At 67.2% G+C, this 25,654-nt stretch carries 27 protein-coding genes and 1 tRNA gene; 13 read left to right on the top strand and 15 right to left on the bottom strand.

Annotated features, from left to right (window positions below; translation table 11 throughout):
• Positions 1–69: 69 nt before the first annotated feature.
• Entirely contained in the window at positions 70–873 is an 804-nt protein-coding gene (locus FOC67_RS15405) for a TatD family hydrolase (protein WP_003130793.1), read from the bottom strand.
• Between the two features lie 246 nt (positions 874–1,119).
• On the opposite strand from FOC67_RS15405, the gene FOC67_RS15400 reads away from it, so the two are divergent.
• Both FOC67_RS15400 and FOC67_RS15395 read left to right on the top strand, forming a co-directional pair.
• Entirely contained in the window at positions 1,120–2,550 is a 1,431-nt protein-coding gene (locus FOC67_RS15400; RefSeq protein ID WP_003452390.1) for a transglycosylase SLT domain-containing protein, read from the top strand.
• 98 nt (positions 2,551–2,648) lie between these two features.
• Entirely contained in the window at positions 2,649–3,083 is a 435-nt protein-coding gene (locus tag FOC67_RS15395) for a DoxX family protein (protein ID WP_003090958.1), read from the top strand.
• A gap of 167 nt (positions 3,084–3,250) precedes the next feature.
• Here the strand turns inward: FOC67_RS15395 and FOC67_RS15390 are convergent, their stop codons facing one another.
• The 3 genes from FOC67_RS15390 to thpR form a co-directional block, all read right to left on the bottom strand.
• Complete coding sequence (locus tag FOC67_RS15390) at positions 3,251–4,273, bottom strand: lipase secretion chaperone (RefSeq protein WP_003160579.1); 1,023 nt, start codon at positions 4,271–4,273, stop codon at positions 3,251–3,253.
• Between the two features lie 49 nt (positions 4,274–4,322).
• Positions 4,323–5,258: a triacylglycerol lipase gene (gene lipA / locus FOC67_RS15385; protein ID WP_003090955.1), complete on the bottom strand. Its 936-nt coding sequence runs from the start codon at positions 5,256–5,258 to the stop codon at positions 4,323–4,325.
• A gap of 195 nt (positions 5,259–5,453) precedes the next feature.
• The gene (gene thpR, locus FOC67_RS15380; protein WP_009313876.1) at positions 5,454–6,002 is read right to left on the bottom strand and encodes an RNA 2',3'-cyclic phosphodiesterase; all 549 of its coding nucleotides are present in this window, start codon (positions 6,000–6,002) and stop codon (positions 5,454–5,456) included.
• Between the two features lie 176 nt (positions 6,003–6,178).
• Between thpR and FOC67_RS15375 the strand changes: the two genes are divergently transcribed.
• Positions 6,179–6,496, top strand: coding sequence for a hypothetical protein (locus tag FOC67_RS15375; RefSeq protein ID WP_003090952.1), 318 nt, complete (start codon positions 6,179–6,181; stop codon positions 6,494–6,496).
• Positions 6,497–6,508: 12 nt separating this feature from the next.
• Here FOC67_RS15375 and greB read toward each other — a convergent pair whose 3' ends face one another.
• The 3 genes from greB to FOC67_RS15360 are packed head-to-tail and all read right to left on the bottom strand — an operon-like array spanning position 6,509 to position 10,251.
• Positions 6,509–7,015: a transcription elongation factor GreB gene (gene greB / locus FOC67_RS15370; protein ID WP_003090951.1), complete on the bottom strand. Its 507-nt coding sequence runs from the start codon at positions 7,013–7,015 to the stop codon at positions 6,509–6,511.
• Positions 7,016–7,066: 51 nt separating this feature from the next.
• Positions 7,067–9,559 (bottom strand): ABC transporter permease, encoded by a 2,493-nt coding sequence (locus tag FOC67_RS15365; RefSeq protein ID WP_083842296.1) that lies wholly within the window; start codon positions 9,557–9,559, stop codon positions 7,067–7,069.
• An 8-nt stretch (positions 9,560–9,567) separates the two neighbouring features.
• Positions 9,568–10,251, bottom strand: coding sequence for an ABC transporter ATP-binding protein (locus FOC67_RS15360; RefSeq protein WP_003090949.1), 684 nt, complete (start codon positions 10,249–10,251; stop codon positions 9,568–9,570).
• Positions 10,252–10,261: 10 nt separating this feature from the next.
• Between FOC67_RS15360 and tesA the strand changes: the two genes are divergently transcribed.
• The 3 genes from tesA to FOC67_RS15345 all read left to right on the top strand — a co-directional run bounded on the left by tesA (position 10,262) and on the right by FOC67_RS15345 (position 12,250).
• Positions 10,262–10,867, top strand: coding sequence for an esterase TesA (gene tesA / locus FOC67_RS15355; RefSeq protein WP_003119867.1), 606 nt, complete (start codon positions 10,262–10,264; stop codon positions 10,865–10,867).
• 55 nt (positions 10,868–10,922) lie between these two features.
• Positions 10,923–11,201 (top strand): hypothetical protein, encoded by a 279-nt coding sequence (locus tag FOC67_RS15350; protein ID WP_003090947.1) that lies wholly within the window; start codon positions 10,923–10,925, stop codon positions 11,199–11,201.
• 77 nt (positions 11,202–11,278) lie between these two features.
• Positions 11,279–12,250, top strand: a complete 972-nt coding sequence (locus FOC67_RS15345; RefSeq protein WP_003090946.1) for a L,D-transpeptidase family protein — start codon at positions 11,279–11,281, stop codon at positions 12,248–12,250.
• A gap of 123 nt (positions 12,251–12,373) precedes the next feature.
• Here FOC67_RS15345 and oprI read toward each other — a convergent pair whose 3' ends face one another.
• Together oprI and FOC67_RS15335 are read right to left on the bottom strand one after the other, a co-directional pair.
• Positions 12,374–12,625, bottom strand: coding sequence for an outer membrane lipoprotei OprI (gene oprI / locus FOC67_RS15340; RefSeq protein WP_003090944.1), 252 nt, complete (start codon positions 12,623–12,625; stop codon positions 12,374–12,376).
• 416 nt (positions 12,626–13,041) lie between these two features.
• Positions 13,042–13,131, bottom strand: a tRNA-Ser gene (locus FOC67_RS15335).
• Between the two features lie 155 nt (positions 13,132–13,286).
• On the opposite strand from FOC67_RS15335, the gene earP reads away from it, so the two are divergent.
• Together earP and efp are read left to right on the top strand one after the other, a co-directional pair.
• Positions 13,287–14,417: an elongation factor P maturation arginine rhamnosyltransferase EarP gene (gene earP / locus FOC67_RS15330; RefSeq protein WP_009313878.1), complete on the top strand. Its 1,131-nt coding sequence runs from the start codon at positions 13,287–13,289 to the stop codon at positions 14,415–14,417.
• Positions 14,418–14,459: 42 nt separating this feature from the next.
• Positions 14,460–15,026 carry an elongation factor P gene (efp, locus tag FOC67_RS15325; protein ID WP_003090942.1) on the top strand — a complete coding sequence of 189 codons (567 nt, stop codon included), beginning with the start codon at positions 14,460–14,462 and terminating at the stop codon, positions 15,024–15,026.
• Positions 15,027–15,110: 84 nt separating this feature from the next.
• Here the strand turns inward: efp and ohrR (FOC67_RS15320) are convergent, their stop codons facing one another.
• From ohrR (FOC67_RS15320) to FOC67_RS15310, 3 genes are all read right to left on the bottom strand, one after another.
• Positions 15,111–15,539, bottom strand: coding sequence for an organic hydroperoxide resistance protein OhrR (ohrR, locus tag FOC67_RS15320; protein ID WP_003090941.1), 429 nt, complete (start codon positions 15,537–15,539; stop codon positions 15,111–15,113).
• A gap of 144 nt (positions 15,540–15,683) precedes the next feature.
• Complete coding sequence (gene ohrR / locus FOC67_RS15315) at positions 15,684–16,139, bottom strand: hydroperoxide stress response transcriptional regulator OhrR (protein ID WP_003090940.1); 456 nt, start codon at positions 16,137–16,139, stop codon at positions 15,684–15,686.
• A gap of 85 nt (positions 16,140–16,224) precedes the next feature.
• Positions 16,225–17,181: a LysR family transcriptional regulator gene (locus FOC67_RS15310; RefSeq protein WP_009313879.1), complete on the bottom strand. Its 957-nt coding sequence runs from the start codon at positions 17,179–17,181 to the stop codon at positions 16,225–16,227.
• A gap of 100 nt (positions 17,182–17,281) precedes the next feature.
• Between FOC67_RS15310 and FOC67_RS15305 the strand changes: the two genes are divergently transcribed.
• Positions 17,282–18,031, top strand: coding sequence for a sulfite exporter TauE/SafE family protein (locus tag FOC67_RS15305; protein ID WP_009313880.1), 750 nt, complete (start codon positions 17,282–17,284; stop codon positions 18,029–18,031).
• Between the two features lies 1 nt (position 18,032).
• Here the strand turns inward: FOC67_RS15305 and FOC67_RS15300 are convergent, their stop codons facing one another.
• The gene (locus FOC67_RS15300) at positions 18,033–18,887 is read right to left on the bottom strand and encodes a LysR substrate-binding domain-containing protein (RefSeq protein WP_003090936.1); all 855 of its coding nucleotides are present in this window, start codon (positions 18,885–18,887) and stop codon (positions 18,033–18,035) included.
• Between the two features lie 96 nt (positions 18,888–18,983).
• Here FOC67_RS15300 and FOC67_RS15295 point away from each other — a divergent pair, with 96 nt between their 5' ends.
• Complete coding sequence (locus FOC67_RS15295; protein WP_003090935.1) at positions 18,984–19,217, top strand: DUF1127 domain-containing protein; 234 nt, start codon at positions 18,984–18,986, stop codon at positions 19,215–19,217.
• Positions 19,218–19,299: 82 nt separating this feature from the next.
• Positions 19,300–20,508 (top strand): winged helix-turn-helix domain-containing protein, encoded by a 1,209-nt coding sequence (locus FOC67_RS15290; RefSeq protein ID WP_003110986.1) that lies wholly within the window; start codon positions 19,300–19,302, stop codon positions 20,506–20,508.
• Positions 20,509–20,548: 40 nt separating this feature from the next.
• Here FOC67_RS15290 and FOC67_RS15285 read toward each other — a convergent pair whose 3' ends face one another.
• A complete protein-coding gene (locus tag FOC67_RS15285) occupies positions 20,549–21,895 on the bottom strand; it encodes a class II 3-deoxy-7-phosphoheptulonate synthase (protein WP_009313881.1) in 1,347 nt (448 codons plus the stop codon).
• A 175-nt stretch (positions 21,896–22,070) separates the two neighbouring features.
• Here FOC67_RS15285 and FOC67_RS15280 point away from each other — a divergent pair, with 175 nt between their 5' ends.
• The gene (locus FOC67_RS15280; protein WP_003119872.1) at positions 22,071–22,820 is read left to right on the top strand and encodes a spermidine synthase; all 750 of its coding nucleotides are present in this window, start codon (positions 22,071–22,073) and stop codon (positions 22,818–22,820) included.
• 26 nt (positions 22,821–22,846) lie between these two features.
• On the opposite strand, the gene FOC67_RS15275 is transcribed toward FOC67_RS15280, so the two are convergent.
• Positions 22,847–23,638 carry a crotonase/enoyl-CoA hydratase family protein gene (locus FOC67_RS15275; RefSeq protein WP_003090929.1) on the bottom strand — a complete coding sequence of 264 codons (792 nt, stop codon included), beginning with the start codon at positions 23,636–23,638 and terminating at the stop codon, positions 22,847–22,849.
• A 310-nt stretch (positions 23,639–23,948) separates the two neighbouring features.
• On the opposite strand from FOC67_RS15275, the gene FOC67_RS15270 reads away from it, so the two are divergent.
• On the top strand, positions 23,949–25,652 hold the full coding sequence (locus tag FOC67_RS15270) for a DEAD/DEAH box helicase (protein WP_003119873.1): 1,704 nt from the start codon (positions 23,949–23,951) through the stop codon (positions 25,650–25,652).
• The last annotated feature ends 2 nt before the right edge of the window (positions 25,653–25,654 follow it).

Here is a 25,654-nt window from a genome sequence, read left to right as displayed (position 1 = left end):
TCGTTGATGCGGGTCAACGAGACCGTTCGTCAGCTTAGCGGCCGATCCGCCGGGAGCTTGAGGGCGATCTCAGTCGATCGTCGGCAGGCCGAAGAACGCCCGCGCCGCGGCGCTGGTGTGAGCGGCCAGGCGCTCCGCGCTCTCGCCGCGATGGCGGGCCACGCAGGCGAGCACCTCGACCAGGTAGGCCGGCTCGTTGCGCCCGTTCTTCGGCTTCGGCCGCAGGCTGCGCGGCAGCAGGTAGGGCGCGTCGCTTTCCAGCATGAGACGGCCGACCGGGATCTCGCCTACCAGATCATGCAGGTGGGTGCCGCGGCGCTCGTCGTTGATCCAGCCGGTGATGCCGATGTGCAGGTCGAGGTCGAGGTAGCCATACAGCGCCCGGCGCTCGCCGGTGAAACAGTGTACGACGGCGGCCGGCAGGCGATCGCGGAAGTCGCGCAGGATCGCCAGCAGGCGCTCGCTGGCGTCGCGTTCGTGGAGGAACACCGGACGCTGTAGCTCGACGGCCAGTGCCAGTTGTTCCTCCAGGGCCTTTTCCTGGGCCGGACGGGGAGAGAAGTCGCGATTGAAGTCGAGACCGCATTCGCCCACCGCGCGTACCCGCTGGTCGTCGAACAGGGCGCGCAGGCCGCGAGCGGTGTCGGCGTTCCAGTGGCTGGCCTCGTGGGGGTGGACGCCGGCGGTGGTAAACAGCCGGCCGCCCTCGTCGAGTTCGCCGCAGAGCTGCAGCGCCTGTTCGCTGTCGGCCAGGCTGGTGCCGGTGATCACCATCTGCACCACCCCGGCGGCGCGCGCGCGGGCGAGCAGTGCTTCACGTTCCGGGGCGAAGCTGGCGTGGGTCAGATTGACGCCGATATCGATGAGTTGCATGGTGCCTTCCTGGAATTCGCAGCGAGGCGGCGCCCCCTCGATCGCGCCGGACCCGCCGGGGGATGGGTGGCAAACCGCTTGTAGAACAATCCGTTATAATCGCAGATCGGGTTCTTCGGCGCCCGGATTATCTACCCAATGCCTCCGTTTGCAGCCGCTGTCGGAGAGGAACTTGCCAAGACTGCCATGCTCTGATTGATCCGGTCCCCCGGAGAGGGACATCGAGCCTGGCCTCTGGAGACCTGGATGACGCGTCTGTTGCTGCTTTCGCTTTGCCTGCTGGTGCTCGCACCCTTGCCGGCGGCTGCGCGCATCACCGGCCAGCCGGACAACTGGCACAGGGAACAGCCGGAGACCCGCGACCTGGCGAGCATCCGCCGCGCTGGCGTGCTCAAGGTGCTGGTCAACCAGAGCCGCAACAGCTCGGGTGAGGTGAAGGGCGAGCCGATTGGCGTCGAGTACCGTCGCCTGCGCGCCTTCGAGCAATACCTCAACAGCCGCTCGCCGTCCGCGCGGAACCTCACCCTCAAGCTCATACCCAAGCCCAAGGACCAGTTGCTTGCCGCCCTGCAGCGTGGCGAAGGCGACCTGGTCGCCCCCGGCGAACTGCTGCCGGCGCACGACGGCCTGCAGGTCAGCCCGAGCGCGCCGGTGCGCGCCGATGTGCCGCTGGTGCTGGTGGCGCGCAAGGGCAACCGGCGCTACACGCGCCTGGAGCAGTTGTCCGGGCGGACCATCCCGCTGCCGGCCGGCAGCGCCGCCGAGGGCGCCATCGAACTGGTCAACCAGCGCCTGGCGCAACGCCGCATGGCACCGATCCGGATCGAAAAGCTGGACGCTTCCCTGGCCGTCGAGGATGTGATGGAAATGGTCCAGGCAGGCATCCTCGGCTTCACCGTGGTCGAGCAGCCCATCGCCGAACGCTGGGCCAAGGTGCTGCCGAAGCTGCGCGTCGACCGCCACCTGGTGCTGGACAATCGCGCCGACATGGCCTGGTACGTGCGCCGCGATGCCAGCACCCTGCGCGCGACCATCGACCGCTTCCTCGCCGACTACCGCGCGCCGGCCGACCAGGACGTGGCTTTCCAGCGCGTCTACCGGCGCGCCTACAAGGTCCGCAACCCCCTCGGCGCGGCGGACCGCAAGCGCCTGGAAGCGGTCCGTCCACTGCTGCAGCGCTACGCGCAGCAGAGCAGCATGGACTGGCTGGCGCTGGCGGCGGTGGCCTACAAGGAGTCGCACCTGAACCCGAAGGCGCGCGGTTCCGGCGGCGCCAGCGGGCTGATGCAGATCACCCCGGCGGCGGCGCGCAGCGTCGGGGTCGGCAACGTGCACGACAAGGACAGCAACGTGCTGGCCGCCAGTCGCTACCTGACCAAGATCCGCAAGCAGTTCTTCTCCAGCAAGCACCTCGACGAACGCGAGCGCCTGGCGTTCACCCTGGCGGCCTACAACATGGGCCCGGAGCGGGTACAGAACCTGCGCACCCAGGCGCGTCGCCGGGGGCTCGATCCGAATCGCTGGTTCTTCCAGGTCGAGCGGGTGGCTGCGGAAGAGATAGGCATGGGTGTGGTGAGTTATGTCAGCAGCGTCAACAAGTACTACCTTGCATATGAACGCGAACGGGTTCGCCTGGAGCCCGGGGTGCGTGCGAAGACGGCGACGGCTCAAAAATAATCTATAAATTCGATATTGATAACGCGTTTTTTGCGGTTTTAATATCGAATTATCTTTCCTATAGTGTGCCCATCTTATCCCACACCTGAGGACGCACCATGAATCCACTGATCAAGACCATCCTGTCGACCAACGCCGGTGCCGGCCTGGCCATCCTGCGTATCGTCACCGGTCTTACCCTGATGTCCCACGGTTCGCAAAAGCTCTTCGGCATGTTCGGCGGCGCCGGCCTGAACGGCATGGCGCAGTGGTTCGAATCCATCGGCCTGACCCCTGGCTACCTGCTGGCGACCCTGGCCGGCAGCGCCGAGTTCTTCGGCGGCCTGGCGCTGGTGATCGGCCTGCTGGTGCGTCCGGCGTCGGTGGTGGTGGGCTTCACCATGATCGTGGCGATCTTCAGCGTGCACATCGGCAATGGCTTCTTCATCACCGACAACGGCTATGAATATGCCCTGACCCTGCTGATGATCAGCGTGGCGCTGCTGATCGATGGCGCCGGCAAGTTCTCGCTGGACGGCAAGCTGTCCCGCTGAACCGGGCTGGCGACGAAAAAGGGCGGACACCTTCGGGTGGCCGCCCTTTTTCGTTGCGGCGCGCAGCACAAGGTTTCCGCCTCGCCGGCCACGCCAGGGCTGCACCCCTGAGGGTAGCGTTATCCGCCGAAGCGCCCTTCGCCGCGTTCTTGGCGTTTCCGTGTCGGTCAGCGCTGCTCGGCCTGGCGCATCTGTTCCAGCGCGCCCAGGCGCAAGCGTTCCTGTTCGCTGAAGCGCTCCTCGGCCAGGCGTTCGACCGCCGCGCGGCGGTCGGCTTCGCTCAGCCCGGTATTGCCTTCGATCCGGCTCTTCTCGGCGAAATAGTCGTCCAGCCGGCCCTTCCAGGCCGAGCGTTGCCGATCGAGTTGCTCCAGGCGGGTGGTGGCTTCGGCGCCCACCAGTTGCTGACGCATCTGGCGGATGGCTTCCGGGCCGGCGCCAGCGGCCTGGAGGGCGGCGGTCTGCTGCTGCAGTTCGCTTTGCAGTTGCGGCAGCACGCTTTCCTGCTGGTCTTCCGGCAGGCTGGCGCGCAGGCGGTCGATGGCGGCGGCCTTTTCCTCGGCGCTGAGCTTGCCGTCCTGGCGGATCGCCAGGCGCTCCAGGGTGAACTGGTTGTAGGTTTCCTCGTCGGCGAAGAACGCCACGTGCGCTTCGTTGCTGAAGATCCGCGCGCGCAGGGCTTTCACCGCGGCTTCCCGCTGGCGCAGGGCGTCGAGGTCGGCCAGGCGCGGCAGGTCGCGTTCGAGCAGCACCAGTTCCTTCTTGTAGTCGATGTATTGCTGCATCAGCGCCAACGCCTGGCCGCGCGCCGGCTCCTGGAGTTCGGCGGCGATGTAGGCGCGCAGGCGGTCCAGGCTTTGCTGCAGGGGCTCTTCGCCGACGGCGCTGAGGAAGTAGTCGAACAGGTTGCGGATGTCGCGGGTGATCAGCAGGTTGCCGCTGGCGTCGACACTGAAACTGCCATCGACGCTGGTGCCCCTGAAGGAGGTTGGCAGCGGCGCGACCTTGGCCGGCATGACCTGGGGGGCCGGCACCGCTTCTCCCGCGGAGGCTGCTGGCGGGGCGTGGACTGCGCCCGCCTGCGCGCTGGCCGGGGGCGCCGTCTCGGGTGCGGGGGAAGGTTCCAGCCAGACGAACCAGGCCAGGCTGGCGGCGAACGCCAGTGGAATCAGCAGGAGGATTTTCTTCACGCGAGGGGGCTTCCGGGAAAGGGCCGGGGCCGAGGCCCCGGCCGGGGTCCTACAGGCTGGCGTTCTTCAGGCGGTTGGCGTGCTGGCGGTAGACGCTGACCGGGCTGGTCTCGAACAGGCTGGTGAGGCCGAAGACCTGGTTCACCTCGTCCAGGTGGTTCATCCGGTAGTTGTCGCGGATCACCATGCCCAGGTGCGAACTGCAGGTGCCGACCAGGCCGTCGTTGGCGGTGCCGTTCTTGAAGGTCAGCGACGAGGCGCCGAGGAAGGCGTCGCTCGGATCGAGGAAGTTGGTCAGCGGCGAGGAACCGCTCCAAGAGTAATAGCTCACGCCGTTGACCTTGTAGGCGCCTTCGCCGCAGGCCGAGGTGGGGATGCCCTGCGGGTACTTGGCGTTGAAGCGCGCGGCACCCTCGCTGTTCAGCGACTCCAGCGAGCCCAGTGAATTCTGCGTACCGGTGCTGCCGCTGGAAAGGAAGCTGATCAGCGCGCCGAGGCTGTTGACCAGCCCGGAGAGGACTGCCTCGCCGGCCGAACCCGGTGGGATCTGGCGCAGGAAGTCGGCGGTGTCCGAACCCTTGTGCGGGGCGCCGACGCTGGTGGCGGAAGCGATCAGGTCGGGACGTACGGCGGCGACGTAGCGGATGGTCGGCCCGCCGTGGCTGTGGCCGATCAGGTTGACCTTGGGCTGGCCGCTGAGGGCGACGATTTCCTCCACCTGTTGCAGCAACTGCTCGCCGCGGACTTCCGAGGTGTCCAACTGGCTGACTTCGGTGACGTAGACCTGGGCACCGTCACGGCGCAAGGCGCTGGGAATGCCGAACCAGTAGTCGACCCCGAGGATGTTGTCGAAGCCGAGCATGCCGTGGGCCAGCACGATGGGGTATTTGGTCTGGGTGTAGGTGCTGGCCTGGATCAGAGGGCTGGCAGCGAGAGAGGCGAGGCCGATGGCCAGGCCGAGGGGGAGCAGAGACTTCTTCTTCATGTTGTTCTCATCTCAGGTTGATGGGGCCGAGGGGCGCGTCCTGCCAGCCATCGCCCGAATCCTTCCGGGAGAACCGCTTCGCTGTCCCTTGCGCAGGAACCGTGCCAGCTTCGGCTTTTTTCCTCCAGGCCAGGAAATCCGCGGCTTCCTGGCGGCCGGTCATAACTTTCGTGGCAGAGCGGGAGAGGCGGGTTGTTACGGCGCGAAACGCTCGTTTGAATCTTCCCCGCACAACGCCCAGCGACCGAGTGTGCGGTAGCGCACACCCGCGGCGTCGTTTTGCGAGCAAAACAGGCTGAAATGGTCGACCTGCCATACGAAGGTTGGGGGTAGCGGGGCGTCCTCCAGCGGCGCGACATCGCGAGCCAGGGTCAGATGGGGGCTGAATGGGCGGGTTTCCACAGGCAGCTCCAGTTCGGCAAGGCCGGAGCGCAGGGCGCGGCGCAGGCGCAGGAGGGCGCCGGGCGGTTGGCTGGGGGCCAGCAGCAGGATGCCGTTCCTCCAGCGTAGCAGACGGTCGAGACACAGGTCGAAGGGCGCGGCCTCGATGGCCGCGGCCATGTCCAGCAGGGCCTCGAGCCGAGCGGACGGGACCTGCCCGAGGAAGGCCAGGGTCAGGTGCAGGTTCGCCGTCGCCACCTGGCGTCCGGGCAGTGGCTGGTCATCGCGCCACCGGCCGATCCGCTCGGCGAGGGGAGGTGGACAGGGCAGGGCGAAGAACAGGCGAAGAGAGCGATCGGGCATGGGCGCCTCCGCGTGTTTCTTGACAGTCTCCATGCGGCTTTTCTAGGATGCGCGTGCGCCGATTTAAACAGCAACTTGCGGGGCGCCCGGCAGCAGCCGAAATACCGCTAAAGCGCTGGCTCGGTGTTGCCTCTCACCGCTGTCCAGCGGGACCGAAGAGGCGGAGACATGACGTCATGACCTGTCCCAGCACGCAATTGCGCCTGGCACCCATCACCACCGGCCTGGTCCGGCGGAACCCGAGGATTCTCCTCAGCGGGCCGCACCAGCCGACCCTCGTCCGTTACCTCGAAGGCTGGCCGAAGCGCTGGAACGGTTCGCGTACCTTCCTTATCCAGTTCGCCCAGGACGGCAAGGACCTGGCGCGCTTCCCCAGCGACGCGTTCGACTTCGCCGTGGTCCAGGCCCCCGGGGCGGAAGACCTGGACCTGGTGGTCCGGCAACTGATCCGGGTCGCCCGCCAGGGCCTGATCACCCGCCGTATCCTGCGCTGAGCGCGTGGCCCCTCAGGGCGCCGGCGGATATTCGATCTCGACGACGAACCAGAGCTTTTCCCCGGCCGGGGTGCGCACCAGCACCTCGGCGTCCAGCTCCTTGCCGACCAGTGCGCGGGCGAGCGGCGAGTCGATGCTGATCTGGTTGTTGCGCAGGTCCAGTTCGTCGGGGCCGACGATGCGATAGCGGGCCTGCTCGCCGTCTTCGTCTTCCAGGGTCACCCAGGCGCCGAAGTACACCCGGTTCGGATCCGCCGGCCGCTCGCCGACCACTTTCAGGTTCTCCAGGCGCTTGCGCAGGAAGCGCACGCGGCTGTCGATCTCGCGCAGCATCTTCTTGCCGTAGATGTATTCGGCGTTTTCCGAGCGATCGCCGAGGGCGGCGGCTTCGCTGACCGCCTGGGTCACCTGGGGACGGCGCACGTGCCAGAGTTCATGCAGCTCTGCGCGTAACCGCGCGGCGCCCTCCGGAGTGATCAGCGGGGTGCCGGCGGTGCGCGGTGGACGATAGCGACTCATGGTTCGGGTGGTTCCACAAATGAACGGATGAAAGCCTGCCAGTGTATCCGATCAGCCCTCGCGCAGGACCCGCAGCGGGCTGCTGTTGAGGGCGCGACGGGTACCCAGCAGGCCGGCGCCGCCTACCAGCACGGCGCCTACCAGAGGCAGCGCGAGCAACCAGGGGTGCGCTTGCCACGGCAGGTCGAAGACCAGTCGGTAGAGCAGCAGGCTGACCGCCTCGCAGCCGAGCGCCGCGAGCAGGCCGCTGACTGCGCCGAGCAGGGCGAACTCGACCCGCCGGGTACGTTGCAGCAACTCGCGCTCGGCACCCAGCGCGCGCAGCAGGGCACCCTGGCGCACGCGCTCGTCGAGGGTCGCCTGGAGGCCGGCGAAGAGCACCACGAAGCCCGCCGCGAGAACGAACACCAGCACGTACTCCACGGCCAGGGTGACCTGGTCGAGGATGCTCCGCAGCTGGCTCAGCAGGGCGTCTACCGGCAGCAGGGTGACGGTGGGGAAGGCGCGGGCCAGTTCGATCAGGTCGCGTTCCTGGCTGGCCGGCAGGTAGAAGCTGGTCAGGTAGGTCACCGGCAGGTCGGTCAGGGTGCCGGGCTGGAAGACCATGAAGAAGTTCGGCTGGAAATTGTCCCACTTCACCTTGCGCAGGCTCTGGACCTGGACCTCGCGATTCTGCCCGGCGACGCTGAAGGTGAGCCGGTCGCCGACCTGGATACGCAGGTTGGCGGCCAGCTTCTCTTCCACCGACACGCCCGGCAGGGCCCCCGGCTGCGGCGCGCTCCACCAGCGTCCGGCGGTGAGCTGGTTGCCGGAGGGCAGTCGCTCCGACCAGGTCAGGCCGAGGTCGCGCTGCAGGGCACGCTCGCTGCGCACGTCTTCGTCGAGCGCCTGGACCGGCTTGCCGTTCACCGCTACCAGGCGCCCGGGAACCATGGGGAACAGCGGCTCGGCGCCGGGGGAGAGCTTTTGCACGCGACGTTCGAAGGCGTCCTTTTCCGTCGGCAGGATGTTCAGGGCGAAATGGTTGGGGGCGTCCGGCGGCAACTGGGCCTGCCAGGTATCCAGCAGTTCGCCGCGGAGCAGGGCGATCAGGGCCATGGCCAGCAGGATCAGGCCGAAGGCCAGGCTCTGTCCGGCGGCGGCCAGCGGGTGCCGCAACAACTGGCCGAGTCCCAGCCGCCATGGCAGGCTGGCACGCGCCAGTGCCCGGCGCAGGCCGTTCAGGCCGAGCAGCAGGAGGGCGCCGAGCACCAGCGTGGCGACCAGGCCGCCGCCGAGCAGGGCGAGGGTCAGCTTCAGGTCGAGACTCAACCGCCACATGATCAGGCCCAGGGCGAGCAGGGCGCAGGCGTAGGCCATCCAGGTGCGCATCGGCACCGGCAGCAGGTCGCTGCGCAGGACCCGCAACGGCGGTACCCGGCCCAGGGCTGCCAGCGGCGGCAGGGCGAAGCCGGCCAGTGCTACCAGGCCGGTGGCGATCCCGGCGAAGGCGGGGAACAGGCCGCCGGCCGGTACGTCCGGCGGCAGCAGCGTGGCGAGCAGGCGGAACAGGCCGAGCTGCGCCAACCAGCCGAGCAGGGCGCCGATGGCGCTGGCGAGCAGGCCCAGCAGCAACAGTTGCAGCGCGTAGAGGAGCAGGGTTTCGCTGCGCGACAGACCGAGGCAGCGCAGCAGCGCGCTGGCGTCGTAGCGCCGTGCGGCGAAACGGGCGGCGGACAGCGCCACGGCGACGCCGGCGAGCAGCACCGCGGCCAGGCTGGCCAGGTTCAGGTAGCGCTCGGCACGGCCGAGGGCATCGCCCACCTGGCGGTTGCCGTCGCGGGCATCCTGCAGGCGCTGGTTGGCGGCGAGGCTGCCCTTGACCTGCTGGCGATAGGCCTGGAGGGCTTCCGGCGGGCCTTCCCACAGATCGCGGTAGCGCACCCGGCTGCCCGGCTGGACCACCCCGGTGGCATCGAGGTCGGCCAGGCTCATCATGGCGCGGGGCGTCAGGCTGTAGAAGTCGCCGGCGCGGTCCGGCTCGTAGGTGAGGATGCGCGCGATGCGCAGCGGCTTGCGGCCGATCTCGATGCTGTCGCCGACCTTCAGGTCGAGGCTGACCAGCAGGCGCGATTCGACCCATACCTCGCCCACCTGCGGACGACCGCCGGCCTGCTCGGCGGCGAACGGCGCGGCAGCGCTCTTGAGCTGGCCGCGCAAGGGGTAGCGGTCGCCGACCGCCTTGATGCTGCTGAGCTGGATGCCCTGGTCGGTGGCGATCACGCTGGAAAACTCGACGCTGTCGGCGTGGCGCAGGCCCAGACGGGTGCCGCGTTCGATCTGTTCGGCGCTTGCCGGCTGGGTACCGTTGAGCACCAGGTCGGCGCCGAGGAACTCGGCGGCGCGGGCGAGCATGGCGCCGTTCAGGCGGGCGCTGAAATAGCCGATGGCGGTGCTCGAGGCGACCGCGATCAGCAGGGCGAAGAACAGCACGCGCAGCTCGCCGCTGCGCGACTCGCGGAACAATTGGCGACCGGCGAGGCTCAGTAGGCGGGAGAGGGGCACCGGCTTCATCAGGGTTCGACCCGGTCGATCAGGCGTCCGCTTTCCAGACGGATCAGGCGCCGGCAGCGATGCGCCAGACGCTCGTCGTGGGTAACCAGGACCAGGGTGGTACCGCGTTCGCGGTTGAGTTCGAAGAGCAGGTCGCTGATCCGCTCGCCGGTGGCGCTGTCGAGGTTGCCGGTGGGTTCGTCAGCGAACAGCACGTCCGGCTCCGCCGCGAAGGCACGGGCAATGGCGACCCGCTGCTGCTCGCCGCCGGAGAGCTGGCGCGGATAGTGGCCCAGGCGTTGGCCGAGGCCGACTCGCTCGAGCAGTTCTCTGGCGCGCTGGCGAGCGTCGGCGCGGCCTTCCAGCTCCAGGGGCAGCATCACGTTCTCCAGCGCATCGAGGCTGTCGAGCAACTGGAACGACTGGAACACGAAGCCTACATGGGCCGCGCGGACGCGCGCCCGCTGGTCCTCGTCGAGGTCGCCGAGGGCGTGCCCGGCGAGACGGACCTCGCCGCCGCTGGGCTGGTCGAGCCCGGCGAGCAGGCCGAGCAGGGTCGACTTGCCGGAGCCGGAGCTGCCGACGATCGCCAGGCTGTCGCCGCGGGCGAGGTCGAGGGAGAGGTCGTGGAGGATGGTCAACTTGCCTTCCGCGCTACCGACAACCTTGCTAAGGTTCTGCGCGTTGAGAATGCTGGCGCTCATGGAGGTTCCGATGCGTGCATTGCTGTTGAGCGGCTGCCTGGCCCTGGTCCTGCTGACCCAGCAGGCCGCGGCGCAGACGCTGTTGGTCGTGGGCGATAGTATCAGCGCCGCTTTGGGACTGGATACCAGCCAGGGCTGGGTCGCCCTGTTGCAGAAGCGCCTCGCCGACGAAGGTTACGACTACCGGGTGGTGAACGCCTCGATCAGCGGCGACACCTCCGCGGGCGGCCTGGCGCGCCTGCCGGCGCTGCTTGCCGAGGAGAAGCCGGCGCTGGTGGTGATCGAGCTGGGAGGCAACGACGGGCTGCGCGGAATGGCGCCGGCGCAATTGCAACAGAATCTTGCCAGCATGGCGCAAAAGGCCCGGGCGGAAGGGGCGAAGGTGCTGCTGCTGGGTATCCAGTTGCCGCCGAACTACGGCCCGCGCTACATCGAGGCCTTTTCCAAGGTCTACGGCGCGGTTGCGGCGCAGGAAAAGACCGCCCTGGTGCCGTTTTTCCTCGAAGGGGTCGGCGGGGTCCAGGGGATGATGCAGGCGGATGGCATCCATCCGGCGCTCGCCGCCCAGCCGAGGCTCCTGGAAAATGTCTGGCCGACGCTGAAACCGCTGCTTTGAGACTTCCCCGGGAAACCGCTTTCGGCTAAGGTTGCGCACCCCTCAGGAGCCCCCCATGCCGCGTCCCGCCTGGACCCTCTACGCCTATCAACTGATCGAGCCCGACGATCAGCTGGACCTGTTCGCCTGTCGCGAGGTCCGGGTGCATGTGGTGGCGCGTCAGCTGGAGCTGGATACCCCGGCGGACCGCACGCTTTGCGGCAAGCTGCTGCCGGCCCAGCCGCGCTGGCAGCCGCTGGAACGGGCGCGTCTGCGCGACCGGCTGCTGTGTCCCGATTGCCGGAAACAACTGGAGGCGGAAAAGCGCGGGGAGCGCCTGTCCTGGTTGGTCTGAGCCCTCCCGGTGAAACCTGGCGGGGTGTTACACTGTCTTTCCTACTCCTTCATCGCACTCGCCAAGGATTCTCCGGAATGTTGTCGCGCGTACCCGTTGTCTCACTGTCTTTCGCCGCGCTGCTTTCGGCCGGCTCCGCATCGGCCCTGGAACTGCAGCTCCCGCCTCCGGGCGAGGACGTCGTCGGCCAGGTCCAGGTGATCAAGGCCAAGTACGAGGACACTTTCGCCGACCTCGGCGAGCAGTACAACCTGGGCTACAGCGAAATGGTCGCCGCCAACCCCGGCGTCGATCCCTGGTTGCCGGGCGTCGGCACCGAGGTGATCATCCCGACCCGCTTCGTGCTGCCGCCTGGCCCGCGCGAAGGCGTGGTGATCAACCTGGCCGAGTACCGCCTGTACTACTACCCGAAAGGGCAGAACGTGGTGCACACCTATCCGCTGGGCATCGGCCGCGAGGGCTGGGGTTCGCCGATCGCGAACACCCGCATCACCGCCAAGACCAAGGACCCGGCCTGGTATCCGCCGGCCTCGATCCGCGCCGAGCACGCCGCCGATGGCGATCCGCTGCCGACCGTGGTGCCGCCGGGCCCGGACAATCCGCTGGGACCGTACAAGCTGACCCTGGGCGTGCCGGGCTACCTGATCCATGGTTCGAACAAGAAGTTCGGCATCGGCACCCGCACCAGCCATGGCTGCTTCCGCATGTACAACGCCGACGTGACCCACCTGTTCTCGATGATCAGCGTCGGCACCAGCGTGCGTATCATCAACGAGCCCTACAAGTTCGGCGTGAGCAACGGCAAGGTCTACCTGGAGGCGCATACGCCGCTGAACGACCATGGCGACCCGTCGGTGGTGGATAAGCACACCGCGGTGATCAATACCCTGCTCAAGCGCGACGACCTGGCCAAGCGTATCCAGTTGAACTGGGACGTGGTCCGCGAAGTGGTGGCCTCGGAGGATGGCGTGCCGGTGGAAATCGCCCAGGAATCGGCGCCGGCGATGACCGCGACGGTGGATAGCGATCCTACCCAGCTTACGCCCTGACGGAGAGCGTCGAGGCAGAGGCCCGCGTACCCGCAAGGGACGCGGGTTTTTTCATGCCCGGCGAAACGCAGGCATAAAAAAACCGGCCCCGAGGGACCGGTTTTCAACAGGTCGTGAGACCTATTACTTGCGGCTGGCTTTTTCCAGCATGCGCAGGGCACGCTCGTTAGCCTCGTCAGCGGTCTGCTGAGCTTTCTGAGCAGCGCCCAGAGCTTCGTCAGCCTTGCGATAGGCTTCGTCAGCGCGAGCCTGAGCACGAGCAGCTGCGTCTTCGGTAGCGGTCAGACGAGCTTCGGTTTCTTTGGAGTGGCTGCTGCAACCGGTGGCCAGAACAGCAGCCAGAGCCAGAGCAGAGAATTTCAGAACGTTGTTCATCGTGTTCCCCTTAAGGTGGACATTTCCATAACAGCAATCTCCCCAGCCGGGGAAATTAGCCGGCTACATACTACCCATTACTTGTAGTAAGTAAACTGACCAAGCGCAAGCCGAGCAACTTTTTTTTTAGTCCCCCCGACTTTAGCAGTAGTTGGAGTGTCGTTTGTTCAAAAAATATCCAGCGTGCGGCGCAAGTAAGCAATTTCCCGGACCTTGGGTAGAGTTGCTGCAAGAGGCGGGGGATGAGGGCTGCCGGGTTGTCGAGAATGTTCCGCCGGAGTGGCTGGCGCTTATCGACTTGGCGGGGAGTGGCAAGTAACAACTAAGTTGCCAGCATGTTGCCGGAAATGCCGTAAGTATTGGTGCGGAAATGAAAAAGGCCCGGCTAACTTGATTAGCCGGGCCTTCTTGCGATCTGGCGGTGAGGGAGGGATTCGAACCCTCGATACGGTTTCCCGTATACACACTTTCCAGGCGTGCTCCTTCAACCACTCGGACACCTCACCAGGTTCTCGACAGCGCCGTGTCTGTCGAGGCGCGCAATTTACTCGAACATTTCCCGCTTGGCAAATATTTTTTTAACTTTTTCATCGGCTTAGGTCGTCGGAGGAAAGTCCGCGGGGTGCCTTGGTAGACTGCCGGGCACGAAGAGGAGAGGCGGATGGCGAGCTGGGAGATTTTCTGTAGCGTGGTCGACAACTATGGCGACATCGGCGTCACCTGGCGCCTGGCTCGCCAACTGGCCGCCGAGCACGGTCAGGCGGTGCGCCTGTGGGTGGACGAGCCGCAGGCCTTCGCCCGGATCTGTCCGCGGGCGGACCCGGCGGCGCACGTGCAGAGCCTGGATGGGGTCGAAGTGCGTGCCTGGGGCCGGCCGTGGGCACCGGTGGCGGCCGCCGACGTGGTGATCGAGGCCTTCGCCTGCGAACTGCCGGAGGCGCACCGGCAGGCCATGCGCGAGCGCGAGCGGCCGTCCCTGTGGCTGAACCTGGAGTACCTGAGTGCCGAGGAATGGATCGGCAGTTGCCACGCATTGCCGTCGCTGCAGGCGTGCGGGCTTTCCAAGTACTTCTTCTTTCCCGGGTTCCGCGAGCCCAGTGGCGGCCTGTTGCGCGAGGCCGGCCTGCTGGAACGTCGGCGCCGTTTCCAGGCCTCTGCCTCGGCGCAGGATGAGTTTCTCGCCTCCCTCGGCGTGCGGCGGAAGGTTGGCGAGCGACTGATTTCGCTGTTTGCCTACGAAAACCCGGCGCTGCCTGGCTGGCTGGAACAACTGCGCGACGCCCGCCAGCCGAGCCTGCTGCTGGTGCCGGAGGGGCGGGTGCTGGCGGATGTCGCCGATTGGCTGCGGGTGGCTACCCTGGCCGTCGGGGACGTCCACGTGCGCGACGCGTTGCGGGTCCAGGTGCTGCCGTTCATGGCGCAGGACGACTACGATCGCCTGTTGTGGTGCTGCGACCTGAACGCGGTGCGCGGCGAGGACTCCTTCGTTCGCGCGCAGTGGGCGGGACGGCCGCTGCTCTGGCACATCTATAGACAGGAAGAGGAGGCGCACCTGGCGAAGCTCGAGGCATTCCTCGAACTCTATTGCGCCGGCCTGCCCGTCGACCTGGCGGAAAACCTGCGCACCTTCTGGCTGGCGTGGAACGCCGGCGGTGGACTTGCCGGGGCCTGGGAGGGGCTGGAGAGGCAACTGCCCGAGTGGCGTAGGGAAGCGCAGCGCTGGGCCGACGAACAGGGCATGCGTCCGGATCTTGCGGCAAGGCTGGTGCAATTTTACGCAGATTGGCTATGATACGCGGCCTGATTTTTTGTCTTTCATCCATCGGATATTCGTATGAAAACCGCTCAAGAGTTCCGCGCCGGCCAGGTTGCCAACATCAATGGCGCTCCCTGGGTCATCCAGAAGGCCGAGTTCAACAAGTCCGGCCGTAACGCTGCCGTCGTCAAGATGAAGCTGAAGAACCTGCTGACCGGCGCCGGTACCGAGACCGTGTTCAAGGCCGACGACAAGCTGGAGCCGATCATCCTCGATCGCAAGGAAGTGACCTACTCCTACTTCGCCGACCCGCTGTACGTCTTCATGGACAGCGAGTTCAACCAGTACGAGATCGAGAAAGACGATCTGGAAGGCGTGCTGACCTTCATCGAAGACGGCATGACCGACATCTGCGAAGCCGTGTTCTACAACGACAAGGTGATCTCGGTAGAGCTGCCGACTACCATCGTTCGCCAGATCGCCTACACCGAGCCGGCCGTCCGCGGCGACACCTCGGGCAAGGTGATGAAGACCGCGCGCCTGAACAACGGCGCCGAGCTGCAGGTTTCCGCGTTCTGCGAAATCGGCGACTCGATCGAGATCGATACCCGCACCGGCGAGTACAAGTCCCGCGTCAAGGCCTGATCCCGCGCGACGAGAAAAAGCCCGGCATTCGCCGGGCTTTTTCGTTTCCGCTGTCCGCCGCCGCGGCGCGGAGAGTCAGAAGCTTCAAACCGACACGTTCAGGCGTACGTCGATATTGCCGCGGGTAGCGTTGGAGTAGGGGCAGACCTGGTGGGCGGCGGCTACCAGCGCTTCGGCGGCTTCGCGCTCCAGGCCCGGCAGGCTGATGTGCAGTTCGACCTCCAGGCCGAAGCCGCCGGGAATCTGGCCGATGCCGACCTTGCCGGTTATCGAGGCGTCGGCGGGAAGGGTCTGCTTGCGCTGGCCGGCAACGAACTTCAGGGCCCCGATGAAGCAGGCCGAGTAGCCGGCGGCGAACAGTTGTTCCGGGTTGGTGGCCGCGCCGCCCTGGCCGCCCAGTTCGCGCGGAGTGCTGAGTTTCACGTCGAGCACGCCGTCCGAGGATACCGCACGGCCGTCACGGCCTCCGGTGGCGGTTGCGCTTGCGGTGTAGAGAGCCTTGATGGTTTGCATGAGGGTCACCTGTCTAGGTTGTGCGTTAATTTCTTGCGCGCTAAGTAAGTGCGTGAAATGAAATTTATCGTCATGCTATTTTGTGCGCAAGATAAATCGTTGGAAGATTTGGCGATAAAAACCAGACAGGTAGGTATAAGCCCCTCAGTCCGGTGCTTGCAGGTTGCCGCGCAGGGCCAGCAGCTCATCCTTGAGGGCGACCAGCTGTGGCAAGTCGAGGCCGGTACTCTCCAGGATGCAGGCGGGAATGCTCTCGGCCTGTCGCTGCAGGGCGCGGCCCTTGTCGGTCAGGCGCAGCAGGACTACGCGTTCGTCTTCGCTGCTGCGAGTGCGGGTAATCAGACCTTCGCCCTCCAGGCGCTTGAGCAGAGGCGTGAGCGATCCCGGGTCGGTAAGCATGCGTGCGCTGATTTCGCCCACGGTCAGGCCGTCGCGTTCCCATAGCACCAGCATGGCGATGTACTGCGGATAGGTGAGGCCGAGCGCTTGCAGCAGGGGCTTGTAGACCTTGGTCATCTGCAGCGAGGTGGAATACAGGGCGAAGCACAGCTGGTTGTCCAGCTTGAGCTGCTCGCAAGGGGTGGTGGGCAGTCGGGACATGGCTGTCTTCCAAGTAAGTAGGGCGCTGTGCATGAATTTAGCGTAGTGGCTATTGGCTTTCCAGGTTTCCCGCCGGGTGGTGTCTTCAGCGCTCGCCGAGACGCTGCTGCAGGGTCTGGTCCCAGGGTGGCGGAAAACCGAAGCGCTCGCGGAGGAAAGCCAGCAGCAGGCGGGTTCGCGAACTGGCTTCGCGTTCCAGGCGCAGGGCATAGATGCAGGTGGGCTCGGCGGCGGGCAAGCCGTCGTCGCAGAACAGTGCCTGCAGTTCGCCGCGCAGCAGGTACTCGCTGCACAGCCAGGTCGGCAGGTGGGCGATGCCGAGGCCGGCCAGCGCCGCGTCGACCATCGCTTCGGCGTTATTGGTGGCCAGCCGCGTCCGTTTCGGCCGCAGGTGCTGGAGCTTGCCGTCGTGCTGGAAGCGCCAGGCATAGGGTGGCGACAGGTTGTCCCAATCGATGGCGGCATGCTCCGGCAGTTCGCCGGGGGATGCGGGAACGCCGTGTTCGCGCAGGTACTCCGGGCTGGCGCAGACCACCCGCACCATCGGCGCCAGCGAAGTGGCCACCAGGCGGCTGTCGGGCAGCGGGCCGGCGCGCAACACCAGGTCGACCTCGCCGAGATGTTCGCCCTGCAGGTCGATGAAGCTGCCGATCAGGCGCAATTGCACGTCCAGGCCGGGGTTGGCCTTGAGGAAGTCGGCGATCGCCGGGGCCAGGTGGCGGCGGCCGAAGGGCACCGGCGCATCGATACGGATCAGGCCCTGCGGCGCGGTGCTCAGGGACACCGCTTCGGCGCGGGCCAGGCGCAGTTCGGTGACGATCCGCCGGGCGCGGTCGGCGAAGGCCAGGCCGGCCGGCGTGGCGCGTACCGCATGGGTGGTGCGCACCAGCAGGGTGCTGCCGACGGCGCGCTCCAGGGCGTCCATCCGGCGCGCCACGGCGGATGGGGTGAGCGGGTGCTTGCGGGCAGCGGCGGAGAAGCTGCCGCCATCGAGGACATCGAGGTAGAGAACGAACTGTTCGCTGAGGGTATCGGGCAACATGCTCATGCCTTTGCGTGATTGGCATAGCCATTGTGCTTTCTTGTGCGTTTCCCATCCAGCCACGCTTGCCTAGCATGGAGGCGTCGAAAGAGGGGCTGACATGCTGGATGTATTTCTCGATTTCCTGCTGGGGATGGTGCTCGGTTGCCTGGGCGGTCTGTTCGGGATAGGCGGCGGCCTGCTGGCGATCCCGGCGCTGGGGGTGATCTTCGGCCTCGACCAGCAATTGGCGCAGGGTACCGCGCTGGTGATGGTGGTACCGAACGTGGTGCTGGCGTTGTGGCGCTACCACCAGCGCAACCGCATCGATCCGCGCCAGGCCGGAGTCCTTGCCCTGACCGGCCTGCTTTGCGCGTTCCTGGCGTCCAGCGTGGCCGCGCGGATCGATGCGGCGCGGATGCGCGAAGCGTTCGTGATCTTCCTCCTGGCGCTGGCCGGCTACATGTTCTGGCGCCTGTTCCGGCGCCCGCCGCAGGGCGGCGCGACGCCGCGCTACGGCTTGCCCTGGATGGGCGTGCTGGGCCTTGGCGCAGGTTCGCTCGGCGGGCTTTTCGGGGTGGGCGGCGGGGTGCTGGCGACACCGGTGCTGACTTCGGTGTTCGGCCTCGCCCAGGTCGTCGCCCAGGGCCTCGCGCTGGCCCTGGCCGCGCCGAGCACGGCGGTGGCGCTGGGGACCTACGCCATGCACGGTCATGTCGACTGGCGGATGGGAATCCCCCTGGCGCTGGGCGGCCTGCTGAGCATTTCCTGGGGCGTGAGGCTGGCCCACGCCGTGCCCGAGCGCAGCCTGCGCATGGCCTTCTGTGCCTTCCTCGCGTTGTGCGCGGTGCTCCTGCTGGTGCGCGGTTGAGTCAGAGACGGAAGCCCTCGCCGATGTATTCGGCGAGCTTCTCGGTGACCGGCGACTGGCTGTGCGGGTTGCGCATCAGCATGATGCTGGCCGAGGGCAGGGCGGGCAGGCCCTCGCTCTCGTCGAGGATGCGCAGGTTGCCGGTGAGCAGGCTACGCAGTTGCACGGTCACGGCGAGGCCGGCGCTGACCACCGCGAACAGCGCCGACAGGCTGGGGCTGCTGTAGGCGATGCGGTAGTCCAGTTCCGCCGCCTCCAGGGCGTTGCAGGCCCAGGCCCGGCAAAAGCAGGTGGTGTTGAACATGGCCAGCGGGATCGGCCGCTGGTCGTGGGGGCAGAAGCCCTCGGCGGCCATCCAGACGAAGGGCTCCTGGCGCAGCAACTGGCCGATCTCGGTGCCCGGCTCACGGGTGACGATGGACAGGTCGAGGTCGTTGCGCGCCAGCAGGTTGAGCGAGGTGTCGCAATGCACCTCGACCTGCACCAGCGGATAGGCTTCGGCGAAGCGCGACAGGATCGCCGGGAGGAAACGCATCACGTAGTCGTCCGGGGTGCCGATGCGCACCGAGCCGACCATGTGCGGGCGGCGCAGGGTGTTGAACACCTCGCCGTGCAGCTTGAGGATCCGCCGGGCATAGCCGAGCAGCACCTGGCCTTCGGCGGTGAGGCGGGTCTGTCTTCCGTCGCGCTCGAACAGCGAGCGCTGCAGGACGTCCTCCTCTAGCCGCTTCATCTGCATGCTGACCGCCGACTGGGTGCGATTCACCGCCTCCGCGGCACGGGTGAAACCACCGTGCTCGGCGATGGCGACGAAGGTGCGGAGCAATTCCGTATCGATGCCGGGCTGGTAGCTCATTCATCAATCTCCAAGATGCATTGCATAAGAATGATTCGTTGGATTGATCCTATGCCTGGCGGGAGACTGTGCCTATCCCGAACGGAGGGCAAGACGATGAAAGGTCAACAGGATTATTTCGGCAGTCACTGCCACGCTGCATCCCATCCCGCCTCGACCGCTGCGCCGTCGTTGTGGCGTCGCTGGCGGCGCTGGTTGCAGTTGGCCCGCGAGCGCCGGGAACTGCTGAGGATGAGCGACGAAGCGCTGAAGGACCTCGGCCTGAGTCGGGCGGATATCTTCCAAGAGGGCGAGCGGCATTTCTGGGACGACCCGCTGCGTCGGCATTGAGCGAACCGCAGCGGCGCGCCGGGCTGGCGCGGCGGCGGGGGCACGATAGACTCGCAGTCTCCTTCATCGACTGGGGCGCTCCATGAGTCTTTCGCTTTCCCTCGCCGAAGCCCGCCGCCTGGCCCTGGCCGCGCAGGGCTTCGACGGCCGGCGGACGCGCCGCAGCGTGCAGCGGCGGCATCTGCGCGAAATGCTCGCGCGCCTCGGCCTGCTACAGATCGATTCGGTGAATGCGCTGGTGCGCTCGCACTACCTGCCGCTGTTTTCCCGCCTCGGTCCCTACTCCATGACGCTGCTCGACGAGGCGGCCTGGAGTGTCGGCCGTCACCGCCAGTTGTTCGAATACTGGGGGCACGAGGCCTCGCTGCTGCCGCTGGAGCACTACCCGCTGATGCGCTGGCGGATGCGTCAGGCCGCCGACGGCCAGGGCATCTACCAGCAACTGGCACGTTTCGGCCGGGAACAGCAGCCACTGATCCGCCAGGTGTTGCAGGCGGTGCGCGAGCAAGGCGCGCTGGGTGCCGGCAGCCTGAGCACGCGGCAGGAGCGGGCCGGTCCCTGGTGGGACTGGAGCGCGGAAAAGCATGCGCTGGAATGGCTGTTCGCCGCCGGTGAGCTGACGGTGGCCGGACGGCGCGGCTTCGAGCGGCTCTATGACCTGCCGGAGCGAGTGTTTCCCGCGGAATTGCTGGCGCGTCCCGAGCTTTCGGAGGCACAGGCCCAGCGCGAGCTGTTGCGGATGGCGGCGAGCGCCCTGGGCGTGGCCACCGAAAAGGACCTGCGCGACTACTATCGGCTGAGCCCGGCGCAGAGCCGCGCGCGCCTCGCCGAACTGGTGGAGGCTGGCGAGCTGCTGCCGGTCCGGGTCGAGGGCTGGAGCCAGCCGGCCTACTGCCCCGGCGAACCGCAGGTGCCGAGGCGGCTGGGCGCCAGTGCCTTGCTCTCGCCCTTCGACTCGTTGGTCTGGGAGCGGGCGCGGGCCGAGCGCCTGTTCGATTTCCGCTATCGTCTGGAGATCTACACGCCGAAGGAAAAACGCGTGTACGGCTACTACGTGCTGCCATTCCTGTACAACGGCCGTCTGGTCGGCCGCGTCGACCTTCGCGCCGAGCGGGCGCGGGAGCGCCTGGCGGTGCATGCGCTGCATGCCGAGGCGAACGGCATGGACGATGCCGCCCTGCACGAGCTGGCCGAGCAGTTGCGCAGCATGGCCGCCTGGCTGGGCCTGGCGACGGTGGCGATCGAGGGGCGCGGGGAGTTGGCGGTGCGCTTGCGCGGGGTGCTGCTCTAGCGAACGCTCCCGCCGGGCGGCGGGAGCGGCCGCGGCGCGCTCAGCGGCGTACCTGCTTCAGGGTTTCGGCGATCAGGAAGGCCAGTTCCAGCGACTGGTCGGCGTTCAGCCGCGGGTCGCAGTGGGTGTGGTAGCGGTCGCTGAGGCCGTCTTCGGTGATCGGTCGCGAACCGCCGATGCATTCGGTGACGTTCTGCCCGGTCATCTCGATGTGGATGCCGCCGGCGTAGCTGCCTTCGGCCTGGTGCACCTCGAAGAACTGGCGGACTTCGGCGAGCACGCGGGCGAAGTCGCGGGTCTTGTAGCCGCTGGAGGCCTTGATGGTATTGCCGTGCATCGGGTCGGAACTCCACAGCACCTGGCGGCCCTCGCGCTGGATGGCCTGGATCAGGCGCGGCAGGTGGTCGCCGACCTTGTCGGCACCCATCCGCACGATCAGGTTGAGGCGGCCCGGATCGTTGTCCGGGTTGAGAATATCGATCAGGCGGATCAGCTCCTCGCTGTCCATGCTCGGTCCGACCTTGACCCCGATCGGATTGCCTACGCCGCGCAGCATCTCGACATGAGCGCCGTCGAGCTGGCGGGTGCGGTCGCCGATCCAGAGCATGTGCGCCGAGCAGTCGTACCACTCGCCGGTCAGGCTGTCGCGGCGGGTCAGGGCTTCCTCGTAGTTCAGCAGGAGCGCTTCGTGGGCGGTGAAGAAGCTGGTTTCGCGGAGCTGCGGCGCGCTGTCCAGGCCGCAGGCGCGCATGAAGGCGAGGGTCTCGTCGATGCGGTCGGCGAGTTGCTGGTAGCGCTCGGCCAGCGCCGAGTTGGCGATGAAGTCGAGGTTCCAGCGGTGCACCTGGTGCAGGTCGGCGAAGCCGCCCTGGGCGAAGGCGCGCAACAGGTTGAGGCTGGCGGTGGACTGGTGGTAGGCCTGCAACAGGCGCTCCGGGTCCGGCACGCGGCTCTTCTCGTCGAAGCCGATGCCGTTGACTATGTCGCCGCGATAGGCAGGCAGGGTCACGCCGTTCTGCGTTTCGTCGCCGGAGGAGCGCGGCTTGGCGAACTGGCCAGCCATGCGCCCGACCTTCACTACCGGGCAGCTGGCGGCGAAGGTCATTACCACCGCCATCTGCAACAGTACCTTGAAGGTATCGCGGATCTTCGCCGCGGAAAATTCGGCGAAGCTTTCCGCGCAATCCCCGCCCTGGAGCAAGAAGGCGCGTCCGGCGGTGACTTCGGCGAACTGCCGGCGCAGCTCGCGAGCCTCGCCGGCGAAGACCAGCGGCGGGTATCCGGCGAGGGTCTGCTCGACCCTGGCCAGGTGCGCGGCATCGGGGTACTCGGGTTGTTGCTGGATCGACTTGGCCCTCCAGCTCTCGGGGCTCCAGGACTGGCTCATCTACGACTCTTGGCAATGCTCGGGAAAGCGGATTGCGGCATGGTAGAGCAGCTCGCCGCAGCGCCGCCAGCGATCGTTGCAATAGCGGAAATCCATCGTCGGGCCGGCTTTGCTATGCTGCGGTGCTTTTGCCGGAGCGCCTGGCGATAGCCGGCGAAGCGGCGGGGGGAGGTGAGTGGTGAGCGAAGAACGTCTGCTGGTCGAGGAGCGCGACGAATACGGGGTCATCCGGGTCATCGAGTCCGGCGACTATCGCTTCCTCGAGTTCGGCGACGGTGTCGAGCAGAGCTGCGTGTTCATGCCCGATCCGGCCTGGCTGGAATACGACTACACCCGCGCCATGCTGCTCGGCGGGCTCTGCCATTCGCAACCGCGTCGCGCGTTGTTCCTCGGTTTCGGCGCCGGTAGCCTGACCCAGGCCTGCCTGCGTCACCTGCCGCTGGAGGAGGCCGAGGCCATCGAGCTGCGCCCGGCGATTCCGCGCCTGGCCCGTGAGCATCTGGGGCTGCGCGACGACCCGCGCCTGCGATTGCGCATCGGCGACGCACTGGAGAGCCTGGGCGAATGCGCGGAGGCCGACCTGATCTTCCTCGACCTCTATACCGATACCGGCCCGTCGGCCGCGCACCTGGCCTGGAATTTCCTCGGCGCCTGCCAGGAGCGCCTCGCCGAGGATGGCTGGCTGGTGATCAACCAGTGGAGCGGCACCGATGGCAAGCCGCTGGGCGCGCCGCTGCTGCGCGGGCGCTATCACCATCATTACTGGGAGTGTCCGGTGGCCGAGGGCAACGTGGTGATGCTGGTGCCGGCGAACCTGGCCCTCGAACTCGACCAGGAAGCCCTGCGGACGCGTGCCGCGGCGCTGGAGCCGCAACTCGGCTATTCGTTGCAGGGCTATATCGACAGCCTGCGCCCGGCCCAGTAGCCAGGGCGCGCGGACAAGGGTCCGGTCTAGCGTCCTTCGAAGCGTCCCGGGCGGCGTTCCTGGAGCGCGCGCAGGCCTTCCTTGGCGTCCTCGCTGTCGAGCAGGCGCCTGGCGGCTTCCGGCAACGCAGCGGCGGCGACCGCTTCGCCTTCCAGCAGGGCCTGGCGCGCCGAGCCGAGGGTGGCGCGCACGCCGAGCGGCGCCTGGGCCGCGACCCGTTCGGCGAGAGCGACGGCGTGGTCGAGGAGGTCTTCCGGGGCGGTGACTTCCTGCACCAGGCCGAGACGATAGGCTTCGTGGGCGTCGAATTCGTCGCCGGTGAGCAGCCAGCGCATGGCGTTGCCCCAGCCGGCGACCTGGTGCATGCGCAGTGTCGCGCCACCGAACGGGAGGATTCCGCGCTGCACTTCGAGCTGGGCGAAGCGCGCGTTGCTGGCGCAGAGGTTGATGTCGGCCGCCAGCATCAGTTCGATGCCGATGGTGTAGCAGTAGCCTTGCACGGCCACCACCAGCGGCTTGCTTGGACGCCGGCCGCCGAAGGTGCCCCAGGGATCGACGGCGCCTTCGGGGAGTTTCCAGCCCTGGCGGAAGGTCTCGCCGACATTGGCCAGGTCCAGCCCGGCGGTGAAATGCTCGCCGTGGGCGAAGAGCAGGGCACAGCGCAACTTGTCGTCGGCCTCGTATTCGCCGAGCGCGGCGACCAGGTCGTCGAGCATCGGCAGGTCGAAGGCGTTGCGCTTGGCCACGCGGTCGAGGCCGAGCAGCAGCAGGTGGCCGCGCCGTTCGCGGCTGATGCGTCCTGGGAGGGTGTCGTTCATGCGGCGGTTTCCTGGCGGGGGGCGGGCAACGTCGGTATAGACGTCTGGAATCGGGATGTCCATTGTCAGTCTCTCCGATGACGCATGTCGGAAAAAACGCACACAAACGTCAAAATTCCGGTATGATGCGCGCCGGTCAAAACTGACCCCGTTCAGGACCTGCATTTTTCGGAGCGCTGTGCTCTGGCTGTGTATCCGCTCTGCGGATTTCCTTTACGTAATCTTCTAATTCAAAAGCAATCTCGCAAATCCCCGCCCCAGCTGCCTGGGTGGCCGTTTCGGCCGTACAGGGCATGAGCAGCCATGGGTCATGGGTCTTTGCGGATGTATACGAGGCAAACCCATGACTCAGGAAACCGTCGGCTTCGCCGCGCTCGGTATTCACCCCAATGTGCTCGCGGCAATCGTCGCCGTAGGCTACGAAGAGCCTTCGCCTATCCAGGCTCAATCGATTCCGCTGATCCTCGAAGGCCACGACATGATCGGCCAGGCGCAGACCGGTACCGGCAAGACCGCCGCGTTCGCCCTGCCGCTGCTGTCGCGCATCGACCCGAGCCGTCGCGAGCCGCAGATGCTGGTGCTGGTGCCGACCCGCGAGCTGGCCCTGCAGGTCGCCACCGCCTGCGAAACCTATTCCAAGCAATTGCCGGGCGTCGGCGTGGTCGCCGTCTACGGCGGCGCGCCCATGGGGCCGCAGCTGAAGGCCCTGCGCCAGGGCGCACAGATCCTCGTCGCTACCCCCGGCCGCCTGTGCGACCACCTGCGCCGCGACGAGAAGCTGCTGGCCACCGTCCAGCGCCTGGTGCTCGACGAAGCCGACGAGATGCTCAAGCTCGGCTTCATGGACGACCTGGAAGTGATCTTCGAGGCGCTTCCCGAATCGCGCCAGACCGTGCTCTTCTCGGCGACCCTGCCGGCGTCCATCCGTGGCATCGCCGAGCGCCACCTGAAGCAGCCCAAGCACGTCAAGATCGCCGCCAAGACCCAGACCGTGGCGCGCATCGAGCAGGTCCACCTGATGGTCCATGCCGACCAGAAGGCCGGTTCGATCCAGCGCCTGCTGGAAGTCGAGCAGTTCGACGCGCTGATCGCCTTCGTCCGCACCAAGCAGGCCACCCTCGACTACGCCGAATTGCTCGAGCGCCAGGGCTACCGCGCCGCCGCGCTCAACGGCGACATGCCGCAGGCCCAGCGCGAGCGGGTCATCGAGTCGCTGAAGGACGGTTCGCTGGACATCGTCATCGCCACCGACGTTGCTGCCCGGGGCCTGGACGTACCGCGCATCACCCACGTGCTGAACATCGATATGCCCTACGACCCCGAGTCCTACGTGCACCGCATCGGCCGTACCGGCCGTGCCGGTCGGGAAGGGCGTGCGCTGTTGCTGGTGACTCCGCGCGAGCGGCGCATGCTGCAGGTGATCGAGCGGGTCACCGGGCAGAAGGTCGGCGAAGTCCGCCTGCCGGATGCCGAGACCGTGCTGGAGGCCCGCCTGGCGCGCCTGGCCGCGAGCCTGACGCCCTTGCTCGACAGCGCCGTCGAGCAGCGCGGCGCGGTGCGCGACGAGCTGTGCCGTCGCCTCGGCTGCGATGCCGAGACCCTGGCCGCCGCACTGCTGGCGCGCCTGACCGCCGGCAAGGCGCTGGACCTGGAGTCGGTGCGCCGCGAACAGCCGCTGACCCCATCGGCACCGCGCGAGCGTGCCGACCGTGGCGAACGCGGCGAGCGTCCGGAGCGCAGCGGCGAGCGTCGTCCGATGGCGCCGCCGAGCGAAGGCCGTGCCCGCTGCCGCACCGCCCTCGGCGCGCGCGACGGGGTCGCGGCGAAGAACCTGCTGGGCGCGATCCTCAACGAGGGCGGCCTGTCCCGCGAGGACATCGGTCGCATCCAGATTCGCGATACCTTCAGCCTGATCGAACTGCCCGAGGCCAACCTCGAGCGCCTGCTGACCAAGCTCAAGGACACCCGCGTCGCCGGCAAGGCCCTGCGCCTGCGCCGCTATCGCGAGGACTGAGG

It is taken from the genome of Pseudomonas sp. FDAARGOS_761 (assembly GCF_013343155.1).
Taxonomy (GTDB): domain Bacteria; phylum Pseudomonadota; class Gammaproteobacteria; order Pseudomonadales; family Pseudomonadaceae; genus Pseudomonas; species Pseudomonas aeruginosa.
This window is presented reverse-complemented; position numbering and strand designations above follow the sequence as displayed.